This window comes from Aquella oligotrophica, assembly GCF_002892535.1.
GTDB classification, from domain to species: Bacteria; Pseudomonadota; Gammaproteobacteria; order Burkholderiales; family UBA11063; genus Aquella; species Aquella oligotrophica.
The window spans coordinates 1626941-1643124 of record NZ_CP024847.1 but is presented as its reverse complement, the minus strand read 5'-3'; the positions used below and the strand labels follow the sequence as shown (position 1 = coordinate 1643124).

General features: G+C 35.6%; 18 protein-coding genes and 1 pseudogene. 4 read left to right on the top strand and 15 right to left on the bottom strand.

The features are described 5' to 3' along the window. Positions 1-156: 156 nt before the first annotated feature. Positions 157-591, bottom strand: coding sequence for a pilin (locus tag CUN60_RS07570; protein ID WP_102951459.1), 435 nt, complete (start codon positions 589-591; stop codon positions 157-159). Positions 592-868: 277 nt separating this feature from the next. On the opposite strand from CUN60_RS07570, the gene CUN60_RS07565 reads away from it, so the two are divergent. Continuing rightward, complete coding sequence (locus tag CUN60_RS07565; protein WP_158649432.1) at positions 869-1945, top strand: IS4 family transposase; 1077 nt, start codon at positions 869-871, stop codon at positions 1943-1945. Positions 1946-1962: 17 nt separating this feature from the next. Beyond that, positions 1963-2136: pseudogene (locus tag CUN60_RS07560) on the top strand (IS1595 family transposase); the annotation flags it as partial. Between the two features lie 101 nt (positions 2137-2237). On the opposite strand, the gene CUN60_RS07555 reads toward CUN60_RS07560, so the two are convergent. The 10 genes from CUN60_RS07555 to tolQ all read right to left on the bottom strand — a co-directional run bounded on the left by CUN60_RS07555 (position 2238) and on the right by tolQ (position 10881). After that, a complete protein-coding gene (locus CUN60_RS07555; RefSeq protein WP_279639047.1) occupies positions 2238-2666 on the bottom strand; it encodes a pilin in 429 nt (142 codons plus the stop codon). A 254-nt stretch (positions 2667-2920) separates the two neighbouring features. Then, positions 2921-3919 (bottom strand): glycosyltransferase family 4 protein, encoded by a 999-nt coding sequence (locus CUN60_RS07550; protein WP_102951457.1) that lies wholly within the window; start codon positions 3917-3919, stop codon positions 2921-2923. Continuing rightward, the gene (locus CUN60_RS12945; RefSeq protein ID WP_158649343.1) at positions 3920-4084 is read right to left on the bottom strand and encodes a hypothetical protein; all 165 of its coding nucleotides are present in this window, start codon (positions 4082-4084) and stop codon (positions 3920-3922) included. Positions 4085-4095: 11 nt separating this feature from the next. Next, on the bottom strand, positions 4096-4638 hold the full coding sequence (locus CUN60_RS07545; RefSeq protein WP_102951456.1) for a putative periplasmic lipoprotein: 543 nt from the start codon (positions 4636-4638) through the stop codon (positions 4096-4098). Between the two features lie 31 nt (positions 4639-4669). Next, the gene (locus CUN60_RS07540; protein ID WP_158649342.1) at positions 4670-7246 is read right to left on the bottom strand and encodes an ankyrin repeat domain-containing protein; all 2577 of its coding nucleotides are present in this window, start codon (positions 7244-7246) and stop codon (positions 4670-4672) included. A gap of 163 nt (positions 7247-7409) precedes the next feature. Beyond that, positions 7410-8795, bottom strand: coding sequence for a D-alanyl-D-alanine carboxypeptidase/D-alanyl-D-alanine endopeptidase (gene dacB / locus CUN60_RS07535; protein WP_158649341.1), 1386 nt, complete (start codon positions 8793-8795; stop codon positions 7410-7412). Then, positions 8779-9063, bottom strand: coding sequence for an RnfH family protein (locus tag CUN60_RS07530; protein ID WP_102951453.1), 285 nt, complete (start codon positions 9061-9063; stop codon positions 8779-8781). The genes dacB and CUN60_RS07530 overlap by 17 nt, the downstream gene beginning before the upstream one ends. Positions 9064-9065: 2 nt before the next feature. Further along, positions 9066-9500, bottom strand: coding sequence for a type II toxin-antitoxin system RatA family toxin (locus CUN60_RS07525; protein WP_102951452.1), 435 nt, complete (start codon positions 9498-9500; stop codon positions 9066-9068). Further along, positions 9494-10189, bottom strand: a complete 696-nt coding sequence (gene ubiG / locus CUN60_RS07520) for a bifunctional 2-polyprenyl-6-hydroxyphenol methylase/3-demethylubiquinol 3-O-methyltransferase UbiG (protein ID WP_102951451.1) — start codon at positions 10187-10189, stop codon at positions 9494-9496. Before ubiG ends, CUN60_RS07525 begins: the two co-directional genes overlap by 7 nt. Then, the gene (gene tolQ, locus CUN60_RS07515) at positions 10189-10881 is read right to left on the bottom strand and encodes a protein TolQ (protein WP_102951450.1); all 693 of its coding nucleotides are present in this window, start codon (positions 10879-10881) and stop codon (positions 10189-10191) included. Before tolQ ends, ubiG begins: the two co-directional genes overlap by 1 nt. Positions 10882-11121: 240 nt before the next feature. Between tolQ and CUN60_RS07510 the strand changes: the two genes are divergently transcribed. Beyond that, the gene (locus tag CUN60_RS07510; protein ID WP_102951449.1) at positions 11122-11322 is read left to right on the top strand and encodes a hypothetical protein; all 201 of its coding nucleotides are present in this window, start codon (positions 11122-11124) and stop codon (positions 11320-11322) included. On the opposite strand, the gene CUN60_RS12940 is transcribed toward CUN60_RS07510, so the two are convergent. Genes CUN60_RS12940 through CUN60_RS07495 form a run of 4 tightly spaced genes read right to left on the bottom strand, consistent with a single transcriptional unit; the run spans position 11319 to position 15513 of the window. Beyond that, entirely contained in the window at positions 11319-11462 is a 144-nt protein-coding gene (locus CUN60_RS12940; protein WP_158649340.1) for a hypothetical protein, read from the bottom strand. The genes CUN60_RS07510 and CUN60_RS12940 overlap by 4 nt on opposite strands. An 8-nt stretch (positions 11463-11470) precedes the next feature. Then, entirely contained in the window at positions 11471-12880 is a 1410-nt protein-coding gene (locus tag CUN60_RS07505) for an FAD-binding oxidoreductase (protein WP_102951448.1), read from the bottom strand. Next, on the bottom strand, positions 12873-13841 hold the full coding sequence (dusA, locus tag CUN60_RS07500; RefSeq protein ID WP_102951447.1) for a tRNA dihydrouridine(20/20a) synthase DusA: 969 nt from the start codon (positions 13839-13841) through the stop codon (positions 12873-12875). The genes CUN60_RS07505 and dusA overlap by 8 nt, the downstream gene beginning before the upstream one ends. After that, on the bottom strand, positions 13831-15513 hold the full coding sequence (locus tag CUN60_RS07495; protein ID WP_102951446.1) for an ArnT family glycosyltransferase: 1683 nt from the start codon (positions 15511-15513) through the stop codon (positions 13831-13833). The genes dusA and CUN60_RS07495 overlap by 11 nt, the downstream gene beginning before the upstream one ends. A gap of 447 nt (positions 15514-15960) precedes the next feature. On the opposite strand from CUN60_RS07495, the gene CUN60_RS13450 reads away from it, so the two are divergent. Beyond that, positions 15961-16152: a transposase gene (locus CUN60_RS13450; RefSeq protein WP_158649431.1), complete on the top strand. Its 192-nt coding sequence runs from the start codon at positions 15961-15963 to the stop codon at positions 16150-16152. The last annotated feature ends 32 nt before the right edge of the window (positions 16153-16184 follow it).

Genomic DNA, 16184 nt, shown 5'->3' with positions numbered 1-16184 from the left:
ATTGCAGATCCAGATGATACTGTTGGTAAAAATGGGATTATCCAAAATAATATTAAAAAAACTAAAGGGATGGCAGTGGTTAAAAGTTTAGTCATGTTTGCTTAAAATCAGAAAGCCCGCAAGTATTGCAGGCTTTGAGAGTATAGTTATAATTAATTAGCTGCGGCAATTAGCTGGAACATATGCATTATTTGTTGCAGGTGTCGAAACTGAACATGCCCAATTGATACCGGATGAAGTTGCAGTTGGAGATAACGTTATACCAAATTGTGATATTCCAGATATACTAGCGGTTACAGTTATTGCTCCACCAGTCCCTACCGTAACACCAGCAACGTTAGTACCAGTAATGTTTGTACCTGTTGCATTCAAACCAGCAGCTTGATTTGTTGTTGGTACAGAACCATTGGTTTGATAATAATCAGCTACAGCCGTTTGCGCAGCTTGAGCAAAGCTAATAGCTTCAGACGCTTTAGCTCTGTAGATATAGTTTTGATATGCTGGGATTGCAATTGCGGCTAGTACACCAATGATTGCAACGGCGATCATTAGTTCAATAATGGTAAAACCAGTATTTTTTCTTGTATTCATGATTTTCTTCCTCAGAATGATAATTAAAAATTAATTAAAATTTGCACTATTCCTAAGAGGTATTATAGCATTTTGATTTTCTGAAAAGGATAGATAATTATAATTCTTCCTACTTAAATTTGCTTTAATTGAGTTATATTATTGATGTGTATGGGCTTAATATTGTGTTGTATTTTGCTTCAATTTACTTTCATCATTGTTGCTTGTTTTGTGAAAACTAAATTATCTAAAGTAATTAATCCATATCTTTCAAACGTTAACAAAGCAGTAAAAAAACATAGTTGCCTGCGTTAGCGCTTTATTCAAACAAGACAAACCTACACTGCATAATCTAAACGCTCTTAAAGATACTAAACAAACCATAGCTCGTAGTTCGCATGCTCAGAACACCAGACGATTACTGGATAAGAATCCAATTTCGTATATTTCCTATGCCTTAACAACACTAGCTTTATTTAATATTACACACTGCATACTAGTTATTGATAGAACTAATTGGCAATATGGCTGCATGGATTATAATTTATTTGTATTATCAGCTGTATGGAATGATATTTCAATTCCATTATACTGGGTAAATATTGATAATCACGGAGGTAACTCCAATTCTCAACAGAGAATTGATTTAATAAGATGGTTTATACGTAATTGTCCAAACATTACTATCGATTACCTGCTTGCTGATAGAGAGTTTCCATCTCATGAGTTTATTGCATGGTTAAACCAAAATAATATTACCTTTATCTTTCGTTCCAAATCTTCCGTTGTTGTTACCAATAATGATAAAAGAATTAAAATAACAAAACTATGCCAGAATATACAGAACTATCCCAATAAAACCAAAGCTGAATCTAAAATTCGAAGAATTTATAATTTTAGGCTTCTACTTACCATCAGAGAAAATCAACACGGTGAAAAGGTTTACATTATCTCCAATAAATTTCAACATAACTCTGCTGATATCTATCGCAAACGTTGGACTATCGAGGCTATGTTTGCCAAGTCAAAAACCAAAGGATTTAATCTGGAAGCAACTAGAATCATGAAACCTCACCGCATTACTAGCTTATTTATATTTATGGCGATTGCTTATTGTTATGCTTGTAAATTAGGTGAGATTGCTAACAACCTTAAACCAACTAAACTAAAGAAGCTTAAACACAATGGGCATTCACGTATAGCAAAAGAGCATAGCACATTTAATCGTGGGATTGACTTGTTAAAGATCTTCGTGGATAACTACTTATCATACAGTGCTGTTATATTCAAACAGCTCTCTAGGATACTGAGTTTACAGCCAAATTCCTATATTGACAGGCGTTTGGCTATAACCAGAATCATTATGATTCGCTAATTTTGTAAGGTACTATGGTTAATGGTATAGAGAGTTTTTGGTTATTTGCCAAAACTAGGTTAGTAAAGTTTCATGGTATTTCTAAAAGCACATTTAACTTACATCTAAAAGAAAGTGAGTTTAGGTTCAATTATCGAAATGATAATCTCTATGCTATAATATTAAAATTGGTTAGAAATAATCCGCTTTGATTGTCTAGCCCTAAAAATAATAATCTACTATTTATATGGGGTAACTGACAAACTATCATAAGAGTTGAGTTTGTATGAAACTCAGCAAACTTAGCATTGAATTAATTACGACAATTCGCCGGGACATATGAATAGCTATTCGAATTGGTATAGCATTGCCAATTTATTCCTGATGAAGTGAGTGTAGGTGATAATGTAAGCGTAAACTGAGTTGTTAGTCCACTAATGCTAGTTATAACTGCAATTACCCCACTGGTAACAGTAACTGCTGAAACATTTGTTCCTGTTATATTTGTACCTGTAGCATTAAGAGCTGCAGCTGGATTATCTACAGGTAAGGTGTTATTTGTTTGATAGTAATCAGAAACCGCCGTTACCGCCATTTGGGCAAACGAAATCGCCTCAGAAGTTTTTGCTCGATAAATATAATTTTGATATGCAGGAATCGCAATTGCTGCCAGTACTCCAATAATTGCAACAGCAATCATCAATTCAATAATAGTAAAACCATTATTATTACTTATTTTCACGATTACTCTTCCTTAAAAATTAAATGCAATATTTTCTAACTCAATTTTAACAGTTGAGCATTCTATAATCAATTGATTATATGGTTTATTTAGCTTTATCTGTTCTTTATGTTTATAATGCATTGAATTAATTGATATTTAATTTTGTGATTTTTTGACTCAGTGGTTGTGGTGACTTCTGGTGTAACGGCTGTTTATTAAAATTTTATGACTTTTAAAGCTTATGATGCGGAAATAAAGCCAAAAATAGATTGTTAGATATCCCCTATAGCAAAGATGATTATAGTCTGACTTTTATAAAATAATAGGGCGATAGCCAGCTGGGGTAAAATAAACCAGAGCATTTTTATAACTACCGCGGCATTTCGGTTATGTATATCGTGGCGGATTAGTCTAGAGTAAATTACCATGTGCATATGTAGGCGATCAGGCTGAAAAGGGGATTTGCCTCGGAGGAATTTTTTTCTATAAATAGAGAGTAGTGTCTCACTAATTGGGTATATCATTATCAATAGCGAAGTAAACGGGCTATAATTTGGTACTTTTTGTGATAATTCAAGAAGTATCAGTGAGCCAATAAATCCAAGCAAATATGCTCCACCATCACCAAGGAAAATTTTACCGTGTGGATAATTCCAAAACGATAAGCCAATAATTGCTCCAAGTAGAATCAGAATTGTATTATCCAGATAGTGATAATTGGCAATATAGGCGATAAAAAGACTAGCCAGAAGGGTGGACATGGCAGTAGTTATACAAAGACCATTATAGCCATCAATAATATTGAACGAATTAGTAACTCCGAGAATAATGAATACTGTTAAAAAGATACTTATTGGCTCAAAGCGTAGCAGATAATCAATGATTATTACGTCTGTATGGGTAATTGTGTTAATCACATGAACAAAATAGATACCAATAATACATCCTGTGGCAACCACAATGAGGCGATGTAAGGGCGGAATCTTTTTATAAATATCTTCAGCAAAACCAATCAGAAAAACTAGCGAAGTTGGAGCCAGAATTTTTATAAAAAAAACTGCCCATAGTTTATGCATTACCAGTCCGGCAATCGCGAGCGACCATGCAGATAAGAAAATTGCTAAACCACCAATTCGTGGTGTGGGAGATTTATGGAATTTTTGCGCACCAGTTTGACTATCCAATGTAAATTTGGCGTGCCATTTACTGGTTTTTATAATTATCCAGCAAAAGAAGGCAGAAAGTATCAGAGCTAGGGTAAAAATATACATTTAATGAATGTATTTTATTAGTCCGGCGATAGCAAGTACTTCCGCAATTCCTGTACCTATCATCCACTTGATAAGTTCTAGTTTTAATTCTAAATCTCGTTTTGTAACCAGTTCTTGATTGCTAACAATGTCATTAATCACTGTTTCAATTGCTTGTGCATGCATTATAGTTTTTCCTAGCGGGTGTATTCTGTAATGTCATTAGATGTATCGTGAAATTCAATCCGGTAATTGGTAGCAAGCTTGGATGGTGCCATACATTTAATTACATTAGCATCATCACGCTGGCTTTTCGATTTTACTGGATAAACCACCATTGTATGCCAGCCAAGCCCTTCATCATGGGATGCATTGCGATTGTTTTCTTCTTCATTTAATGGTAGATTGTTACTGTCATAAAATTTACACCGCCAGTGTCCCTGAATCGGCCGATCTCCTTCATTTACCAGAACAGCCCGCACATGCATCAATCCTTCATGTGGATTATTTGAGTAGCTGCCATCAGCCATTCGCCGTACTGAAGTCATTTTAGTAATCTCTACTTCACTCCATGCTTGTTGATTCAATTTCTTTTCATTAATTTTGCCTTCGTCACCATTTTGTACTTCCGGCTGGTTCATGTATTTGCCATAATTATCAGCACTCGGTGTCGTTGAACACCCAGTAGCAATTATCCCACTAACTAAAATAAGTAAGGCATATACGTGATTGAATTTCATATTTGATCTCGTTTATATAAAATTTGGTTAACTATTTGATATATAGGCGAAGTACGTCAATAACCTCTTGGTGCCCATATTCTCTTGCCAAATCAAGAGCTGTTTTTCCTTCATTGTCAGCTCCTTGGTAATCGGCATTATTTTCAAGTAATGCCTCAATAACTGCTTTTTTACCATGGCGGGCTGCCATCAGTAATGGGGTTCTACCATCGATGTCTTTATGTTCTATATTTGCACCAACACTTAATAGGAATTTTACCAGATTTACCTTACCGTGTAAAGCTGCCATACTTAGAGCCGTTCGCTGATTATGGTTTTTGTGTTCCAAATTAGCACCTGCAGCAATCAAGATTCTTACTACATTTGATTTACCATGTTCAGCCGCGATCATCAGCGCTGTTTCACCGTTTCTGTCAGTTAATTCCATATTGGCATTTTTCTCAATCAGCATTCGGACGACATTTGATTTACCCAATAGCGCAGCTTGCATCAATCCGCTAGTTCCATTGCGATCAACTTCATTGACATTGCTGGCTGGATTCGCCAAAATCGCTTTTACCTGTTTTGCTGTTCCATCTACTATTGCTAATCCGAGGCTGGATAAATTTTGTGGAGTAACTTTATTTACGACGACTGGCGCAATCGGTTTTGCTCCTTTCAGGATATCAGCTATCTGCTGGTATTCCTTTGTTATAGCGATTGATAGTGGGGTATTCCCTTCATCATCCTGGTGCGTATAATCGGCACCGTGAGCCAAAAGAATTTTTACCAAGTTTACCGAGCCAATCATCGTAGCAAAAAAAAGTGGGGTTCGTTGCTGGTAATCTGCCCGCTCAATATTAGCCCCTGATTTGATGAGAAACTCTGCAATTTCTTCCTGCTGATACCAGATTGCAAAAATCAATGGTGTCCATTTATTATTATCGCAGGCATCAATATTTGCTCCGGCTTGCACCAGTAGTTTTACAATTTCTGTTTTACCATCACGAACGGCATACATTAACGCACTCCAATATGATTTATTGGTGTATTCGAGATTTACCCCAGCATTAATAAGTGTTTCAACAATTTCTTTATTACCGCTCCATGCCGCCCAAATCAGGGTTCGTCCACCGCTAAATACTGTAGCTTCGAAATTTGCGCCAGCTTTTACAAGATGGGTAACTACTTCGTGGTAGTTTTTTTCTTCTGCAATATCAAGGGCATTTTGTCCTGCCTTATCACGGTGTTCTAGATTGGCTTCATTGTAAGATAATAAATCTATCATTTGCGGCTGGTTATACCATGCTGCGACAAGTAGTGGGGTATGCCCATAACCATCAGTATGCTCTAAGTTTGCGCCATTGTCGATAAGTAGTTGTGCAACTTTAGTTTTGCTGTCGCGCGTTGCATAGATAAGAGCAGTCCAGCCTTTTCGGTCGGCATGTTCAATATTTGCGCCATGTTTTAGCAATAGTTCTACAATGCTAAGATGTCCTTTCCATGCGGCAAATAGTAGTGGTGTCCAACCGTATTTATCTTTATGTTCGATATTTACACCATATTTGATAAGAGTAGTGCAAATATCAGATAAACCATCTTTGGCTGCGGTCATTAATGGTGTCCAGCCGTTTGTATCTTCTTGCTCCAGATTTAAACCACTATTCGCAAGCATTTCAAGGCAGTTGATGTTATTACCAAGTATTGCATAGTGAAGAATTGAATATCCTCTGCTATCTACGGTTGAGTTCGAGGGTTTTATCTCAGCAAGAAGCAGTTTCAGGATATCCTGAAGATTATCTCTTGCTGCATACATCAATGGTGTTCTACCGTGCATGTCGCTATGATTATTTTCTATCTGGTTTATCAGTAAAAGCCTAGTGACTTCATAATGATTATTACTGATAGCATAGTTAAGTGCATTCCAGCCATAGCTGTCTTTGTAGTCTATATCTGCTCCAGCCTCAATGAGCACTTTGGCTATTTCATAGTTTCCATCACGAACTGCATAGATTAAAACACTCTTGCCTTGCTTATCGGTACTATTTAATTTACATCCTGACTGAATCAGGATATTTACTGCTGCAAGATTACGATTCCAGTTGGCAAAAAATAGTGCTGTCCAGCCATGATTATCTGTTTGCTCTAGGTTAGCCCCGGCATTAATCAGCAGATTAATAATTTCGATATTATCACCAAGTGCTGCAATGCTTAATAGTGGCCAACCATCTTCGTCTTGTTGGTTTACATTTGCACCAAGATTTAATATTTGTTTGACATCATCAAACTGGGCTTTTCTGACTGCATCAAAAAGAGCTTCATTTAATTTTTTATTATCAGGAGCTACAGGTACAGTCAGATGATTCAACCGGGAAACAATGTGGTCGTGATTCATATTTTGTGCAAGCGTAACTGCATTTACTCCGTTCGCATTTAGTTTATTTACGTTTGCGCCAGCTTGAATTAGCATTTCTACCGCTGCGATATGGCCGCGAATTGCTGCCTGCATCAATGGTGTTATTCCATGGCTATTTGTTCGATTAACATCAACTCCGTCGCCAATTAGTTTTGCCATTTTCATCAAATCATTACTACTAGCAGCTTCAATTAGTTGCTCTATTTTTTGCATTCCTCGACCTTTAATTCTATCTGTCTGTATTTTATCGTTTTTATTATGTAGAATGCCTATCCCAAGCATCCGTAAACGCCCATAATTATAATCTAGAATAACTATTATTATTAGACTTTATTCTAGCTAAAAGCAAGTATAGGATAAGTATAACGTACCCTAATTATTTATTTTTATTTAATTGGGCGAGTAATGAGATGAGTAGTTGTTTAAAATCTGTAAGTTCGGAAGTGCTACCATTAGTTTTTATATCATTAGCAATAATTGAAATTGCATAGGTATGATCATTGCTATTAGTAAAGTATCCTGAATAAGCTTTTACATCATCAAGAGTCCCGGTTTTTACATAGAGCTGATTATGGTACGTTTTGAAGTCATTCTCCAAGGTGCCTGACTCGCCGGGTGTTGGTAAGCTTAATCTAAACTTTTGATAATCTGAGGAGGAATATATTGCTTGTAGTAGCTGAGTCATGTGTTTTGCACTTAGTTTTTCATGACGAGAAAGACCGGCGCCATTTTCAGGTGTAAGCTCAGGAAAATCAAAGGCTTCAGCAATGGTTTTTTTATATTCATTAACGCTATTTATATAGGTATTAGAATTATTGGTTTTAAATGCCCCGAGACTCATAAAAAGGGTCTTGGCATAAGTGTTATTACTCATCTGATTCATTATTGGTAGTAATGTATTAATCGACTCGGAATTATGAGTAAGAATGATATTTATATCAGCTGGTGCTATACCTGATTCAATAGAATCGTATCTTATTCCAACATTAGCTATAGATTTTGCAATAATTTTTTTATCATAGCTAAAGTCATCTCCAAAATAAATGCCGATTTCTTTTTTATTACATTTTTGCGGCAGTGAACCGGATAATGAAAGTGTATTTTTGGCTATTTTCTTAATAGTCACATAATCATTAGCATTTCTACAGCTTGCTTTTCCAGGTAGATATTTGAGATTATTTTGTAGTTTTAATCCTAAAGTATTTGGTTTTACCAGACTAATTTTTCCATTTTTAATTTTGATATTAACCATGGTTAAATCATTATCGATTAAAAGTCCATCTGGTTCTACAGAGTAGGTAGCATACGGCTCAGGGTGTAGTTCGCTATTTTTAGGTTTAGTATTGAATACACTATTATCAAGGATAATCTTACCAGAAATTATATCTATTCCAGTGTCATTTTTAAATGACTGAATCATGTTAGTAATCGTGGATGTATTGAGGAATGGATCACCACCGCCAATAATGTAAATGTTTCCATTGAGTACATTATTCTCAATGTTACCAGAATATGCTATTTTGGTATGCCAGTTAAAATCCCAGCCAAGCTTTTTTAGTGCAACATAGCTTGTTACTACTTTCATGTTTGATGCAAGAAGCATAGGCTTATCTGGATGATAGCTATAAACAGATTTATTTGTATTTAAATCAATCACCGAGACTGCAACTTTGTTTTCTAAGGCATCGGGGATTATAATCTCAAGGGCTGCACCAGTTTTTATCAAAAAACTGAGAATTAGCAACTTACTTATTTTTGGCACGTTCAAGTCGCTTCTGATTTGGAGTTTTAGACAATGGGCGGTAAATTTCTATCCGGTCACCAGCTTTTAATGTGTAGTTCTCTGTTTCAAATTGTCGTTTACCAAAAATTCCTACAGGCATATTAGTTAACTCATATCCCGGGAAGTACTTTTCTATGCCAGAAAGCTGGATTGCCTCAGTAATTTTTGTATTTGTTGGAACAGTCAATTTTATAATTTTTTGTAATAGCGGAGTAGCAAAAGCAACCTCAATTTCAATTAATTCCATAGCTACTTCCGATATATTTCATGAGCTTTTTTTACAAAACTATCCACAATATTTTTGATAACCAGTTCGAATACAGCGCCAATTAATTTTTCAATGATGATATTACTAAATTTGTAATCCAGTTTGAACTCTATTTTGCAACCATTTTCACCTAAGGGAATAAATTTCCAGTGCCCATGAAGTTGCTTAAATGGTCCATCAACAAGGTTCATATCAATACGTTCATTTTGTGTGTTTATATTTTCAGTAGTAAAATGAGCTTTAACTTTAAGATATGATATATCGACACGACCAATGATCTTATTTCCATCGGTTTTTAGTATTTCGGAGCTGGGACACCAAGGTAAATAATTTTTGTAGTTGGCTACATCGCTAACTAGTGCGTACATTTGAGCTGGTGTATAAGGGGTTATTACAGATTTACTTATGTTTAGCATGTTTTTTTGCAGGCTACCAGATAATTTATTGAAGTATCGTTACTTAAACTAAAATCCTCTGTTAATGGGTTATAGTTTATCCCTTTTAAAGCTATAATTTCAAAACCGTTCTTATTTAGTAGTTGTCGTAATTCAGATGGTTTGATGAATTTGCTATAATCGTGTGTTCCAGTTGGTACTAGCTTTAACAAATATTCAGCCGCAAGAATTCCTAGGGTATAGCTTTTATAATTACGATTTAATGTAGAGAAAAAGGCAACTCCGCCAGACTTTAACAGTTTTGCGCAATTGGCAATTATATAATCTGGATCTGGTACGTGCTCAAGCATTTCCATACATGTCAGAACATCGTAGCTTTCTGCGGCTATTTCTGCCTTTGCACTAATTTCGATACATTCATAATTAACTTGCTGATTACTCTCATAAAGATGCAATTTGGCAATTTCAATCGATTGTGGTGCAAGGTCGATTGCATCAACAATAGCGCCATTAGCTGCTAAAGCTTCGGATAAAATACCACCACCACAGCCAACATCTATCAGTCGATTATTTGTTAGCAGTGAGTTATTCTTGATAAATTCAACTCGTGCCGGGTTTATCTGATGTAGTGTTTTGAATTGCCCATCTGGATTCCACCATTCATGTGCCAAATTATTGAATTTATCAATTTCAGCCTGAGAAAAGCTCATTACATATCCTGAGAGTTGCTGTTGCTAGCAGAAAGTTTACGATTAATCAAATTTAGAAATTCATCACCAAAACGGTACATGCGTTTTTCCAAATTACTCACATCTGCACTGAATTTGTTGTATGCCATATATGCGGGAATCGCAACAAAAAGACCAATTGCAGTAGCAACAAGAGCTTCCGCAATACCTGGTGCTACAGATGCTAGCGTTGCCTGACCTGTATTACTTAATCCGATAAAAGCATGCATGATTCCCCAAACAGTACCCAAAAGCCCAATATATGGGCTGACCGAACCAAAAGTTGCCAGTGTTGACAAACTCTTTTCGTAGCTATTTAGTTCTTCATCAATAGTTGCACTCAATGCACGCTCAATATTCGCAGTAATTGCATCTTTATTGGTTATGCCACTTTTACTTACTTTATTATATTCGCTAAGCCCAGCAAAAAACATTTGCCCGGTAGTTACCCGATTATTTTGCACACTGATGGCATTATATAAGTTAGTAATGCTATTACTGTTCTGATATTGTTTTATAAATTTATTTGTTTCCATTTTGGCACGCGCAAGAGAAGTCCATTTGCTAAAAATTATTCCCCATGATACGATGGAAAATACTGCCAAGATAGCCATAACTATCTGTACCGGAATTGATGCGTTAGTAATTAATGATATTATTGAAATTTGTTCCATGATTCCTCGTATTACTAGTTATTTGGAGACTTTAAATTTATGTATATGCTTTTATTAACGCAATATTATATCATTAAAGTGCTACTCGCAAAAATGCTTTATATGGATTGAGTTCCTTCATATGAACTTAATGTTATTAGACTAATATTATATTACTGGCAAAAAATAGGATGGCTCTTACCAAAATTGATTTATAATCCACCCCTTATGTTTTTTATTAAATTTTTTAGGGAGTATATTATGGCAACTACCCAATGTCGTGAATGTAATCCAAATACTAAAGTTGGTCATAATTTTTGCCGTAACTGTGGCAATAAACTCACTTTAGCTGGTATCAAGCGCTTACGTATTATGGAGCGTTACCAAGGCTATGAAAAATTTTGTGGCTACTGTGGTATCCATCGTCGTGAGTGTTCTTGTGATGCCAGAGGGCGACGCTAGTTGCTGCTGGCTGCTCTTGAGCTGGTTAGAGGACTATTGGATTGATTACTATCTGAATTATCCTTGTTATAGCTACCATTCATATTTGCACAAGCGCTTGCTAATAGCGCAATAATGAATATTGAAAATAATTTTTTCATAAAGACCTCTATAAAATTTTACTTGGATTAAATAAGTTCAATGGGTCAAGCTGTTTCTTTAGTGTTTGCAATAATTCCAAATTCTCTACTGGAGTATACTTTTTAAACCATTGTTTTTTGGCAATTCCAATCCCGTGTTCGGCAGCAATGCTTCCACCAAAATTAATCACATCTTGATAAACAATCTGGCTTACCTGTTCTTCTAATGCTTCAGTGTCAGTTAGGCTTGCACCTTTTTTACCGAAATTATAATGTAAATTGCCATCACCAAGATGCCCAAAAATACTAAAGTAGCCATCTGCCTCAATTTTCCTTAGTTTTGGCATACTAGTTGCGAGGAACTCTTCGATTTTACCAAGCGGTAATGAAATATCATGTTTAACCGCATAGCCATAGGCTTTTTCGGCTAATGGAATATGTTCACGAATTAGCCATAAATCTCTACGTTGTTTATCATTACTGGCTATTAAGACATCATCTGGATTTATACCAATACTTTCGAGTAAGCTGATAAAATTATCCAGATTAAAATCAGCGTTTATTTCTAGTTCCGCAAGTAGTAGCCAGTTTGCCGTAAATGGTAGTTTTGCATCTGGAAATTGCTGATTGTAAAGTTTCTGGCTATCGTCCTTAATTATTTCAAAAGCACTGACGTTATTTAAATAATAATGTTTTAATTTTTCCAGTAAGGTGAGGGCAGTTACTAATTTTTCTACTGGCAGCATAAAGGTTAGGTAATTAACTGGTAGCGGAAAAAGCTTCAATGTTGCACGAGTAATGATTCCGAGCGTGCCTTCACTACCAATGAAGATCTGTTTCAGGTCAAGATAAGTATTATTTTTCCGGAGTTTATGATTATTTTGCATGATATTTCCATTTGGCAAAACTACTTCAAGCCCTAGCGTCAGATCGCGCATCATTCCATATTTTAGAACCTGAGTTCCGCCTGCATTTGTTGCAAGGTTTCCACCTATTTGACAAGTTCCCTGACTGGCAAGGGTTAGCGGGAAGTATAGATTGTGGCTTGCTGCGATTTCCTGTACCATTTGTAGGGTACAACCAGCTTCAATAGTAACTGAACTATTTACTCTATCTACTTCAATAACCTTATTCATTCGTGCCAGATTTATTATTATCTGGGGGGCGGTATGATTTGCTAGTGGTGTTGCCGCTCCGCAGGTTGAGGTATTGCCGCCTTGTGGCGTTATGGCAACTTTTTGATGTTGGCAATATTTAATTATTGCTACGATTTGCGAGGTATTTTCTGGGAATAATATAGCGATTGCATTACCAGAATAGCGTTTACGCCAATCTGTCAGATGGGCTGACATAAGTTCAGGCTTAGTAACTACATTATTATTACCACAAATTTCGCGGAATTTGGCTAGATGTGTTTCTGTAAAATTATGACTACTCATCCATGATTCCAAGAAGATCGATATAATCTTTAATATTATTGCTTTTAATGATGTTGGTAGTTAGTTGCTGTCGCCAGAGTTTAGCTTTTTTACAACCATGATATAAACCTATCATATGTCTAGTTACATGATGGAGACGATGACCTTGAGCTAGATGATTTTCAAGGTAAGAAATCATGTCTAGTGCAATTTCTTTTCGTGTTCTAAGAGGATTATTATCGGCAAAAAACTGATTGTCAAAATTGGCAAATAGGTATGGATTATAGTAAGCTTCACGACCAAGCATTACACCATCAACTAGTTCAAGATGATTAATCATATCCGTAGTAGTTTTGATGCCACCATTTAACATAATATTTAAATCTGGAAAATCTTTCTTTAATTGATAGACATAATCATATCTTAATGGCGGAATCTCGCGATTATCTTTGGGACTAAGTCCTTTTAATACGGCATTTCTGGCATGAATGATGAATGATTTACAACCAGCATTAGCTATTGTTTCGACAAATTTAGCACAATAATCATAGTCATAATCGTAATCAAGTCCGATTCTTTGCTTTACGGTTACCGGAATACTAACTACTTCTTGCATTGCTTTTATACAATCAGCTACTAATTCTGGCTCTTTCATTAGGCAAGCACCAAATTTTCCTGATTGAACACGATCAGACGGACAACCGCAATTAAGATTGATTTCCTGATAACCGTATTCGACGGCAATTTTGGTGCTAGTTGCGAGTTTTTCCGGATTTGAGCCACCAAGCTGAAGTACTACATGCTGTTCTTCTGGATTAAACTCCAGTAATTTATCACGATCACCATGAATGATTGCATCGGCAACTACCATTTCGGTATAAAGAATAGTTTTTTTACTAATTTTACGCATGAAATAACGGTAATGGCGATCAGTCCAGTCAAGCATTGGTGCAATAGCAATTTGTGGCATATTATTTAGCATTCTGGTTATTTTGTACTAAAATAATATCAAAAGTATCTAGGTTGCCTTTAAGCTTTTCACTACTACCCAAATGTGGAATTATCTTTTCTGGAAGATTTCCTTGTATTTGGGCAATAATTGTTGTTTTGGGCAAATTATATGCTTTGACTTTTTCGATTTCTTTATCCGGAACTACCAAATAATACTCTGCTAAATTTAAGGTATCTTTTAGATCGTTAACCTTGTAGTACTTATTTTTGGCATAAAATTCAAGTGCCCGTGAATCAGTAATATAATCAACTACTGGAATCTCAGGGTGTTGGCTAGTGATTTCACTCGCCAGAAAACCCGTATCATATTTATGATAGAGATAACCATTTACCGTCATTGCAAACATGAATACCATTAAAATTGCCGCAAATGGAATTAAGATTGCTTTTATTATTGGTGGCTGCCCCCATTCTTTTATTAGAAATGCTATTACTATCAGTTCGATTAGGATAAAGCCAGCAAGAATCAGACCATTAAATAATAGCCCAATCAATATTGCCAGTAAACCAAGCATTAAAATACCCAAACCTTGTTGGATTGGATAAATTTTATGATTCCTATTCGCAAAATCAAGCATTATCTTTGCTGACATTATTGCGGCAAATGGGAAAATAATATTGGTATAATGATCAACCTGAAATGAGGTAACACTAAACATTATAAAGCTAATAAAAAAATAGCCAAGGAGAATCACCGTATTATTTCTATTTTGCTGTGAATCTTTTTTAAAGTAACGAGTTGAGTAATAAATTGCTACCGGAAAGAGTACCGTCCACGGTAAAAATGCCCACAAGAAAGTATGAATGAAAAATAGTTGATGTAGTGGTGGTGGGTTAGTCGTAGCTATTGGGCCTGTCCCAAAAAAGCGTCCAAATTGGCTATCAATAAAAAACCAGCGCACACCCGAGACGTGAGTATGACCAAAAACTACTTTTTCAGGATGTAAATCAAATTGCTGATATAAAGCCCAAACTTCAGGTAGAGCAAAGGCAAAAGATAAAAGTAACGCAAAAAGCCATTTGGGATGGATTATATTTATTAATCGTTTTTGGTAAACCCATAAGCAAAATAAACCACTAACAATAGTTATAATGACAAAAATTCCCTTAGTCATTAATGCCAGACCTGTAAATAATGCGCCCAATAGTAATGATTTAAGAGTAAATTTTTCGTCATATTGTAGCCAGTAATAAACTGCTGGCATTATTTGCCCTAAGAGATATGCTTCAGCTCGCACATCAATAGCTGAAAGTAATAGATGGAGTATAGTTAAATAAATAAGTGTTGAGAGTAGAGCAACCGATTCATTTTTATATAGGTAGTTGGCTAGTTTGTAAGTGTATAAAGCACCGATTAAATGAAATACTAAACCAGGAAGTACATAGCCAAAGGAGTTAATCCCGAAAATTTTAAATGATAAAGCAGCTGCCCAAAATGGGAAATGCGGTTTATCTAACCAATCCTGATTACTAAGAACTAGGTCAGTCCAATTATTGCTTAAAGCTATATTTTTGGCAATGCTACCATACCAAGGGCTAAATGATGCACTGGTAACTGGAAAAATTAGCCCATAACAGGTGATACAGATTGCGATTAGGATTAATATTTTACATAGTTTATTGAAGTTATAGTTTGTCTGCATGCTATTCTTGTTTCTGGTTATTTATCTGTGGATTTTATCATATTAGATAGTATTGAATTAGCAAATGTAGTGATTTGAAAAAGATCACCTAAAGCCACTAGGCAGAATCGGCTTTAGGTGTGAAGGAACTGAAAATGAAACACGGTATTACAGTGTGGGCTTAGATTTAGGGTGAAAGCTTATATTAATCGTAAAATAGACAACCTTACGGTTATATCTATAAATTGAGTTATTTTCTTCAGGAGTTATTATCTACCATTTTTAATAAAAAAGTTGTCCATAAAAATGGACAACTTTTCAATATGTCATAAATTTTGTGCTCAAGCCTGATATTGGTTAAACTAACGTTAATTAATGGGGCAGTACAAAATGGCAGAAACCTTACTTTACTCAAGATAAATTAAATCTATTCGCTCAAATGTGATGATTCAAGGCTGAAGAAGTCGAATTATTGAAAGTGCTCTTTCAGGAGAAATAGAGCATCATTTATCAATACCGCAACCAGAGTCGTCAGAAGAACCTGTTGAAGTTTCCCGCAATCGTCGTAATGGCTATACTGGTAAAACAATCAGAACTAATAGCGGAGATCTAGCGATTAATGTTCCGCGTGATCACGACTCTGAATTTGAGTATTATTAATCATCCAGAAACATAAACGCCGCCTTGAAGGC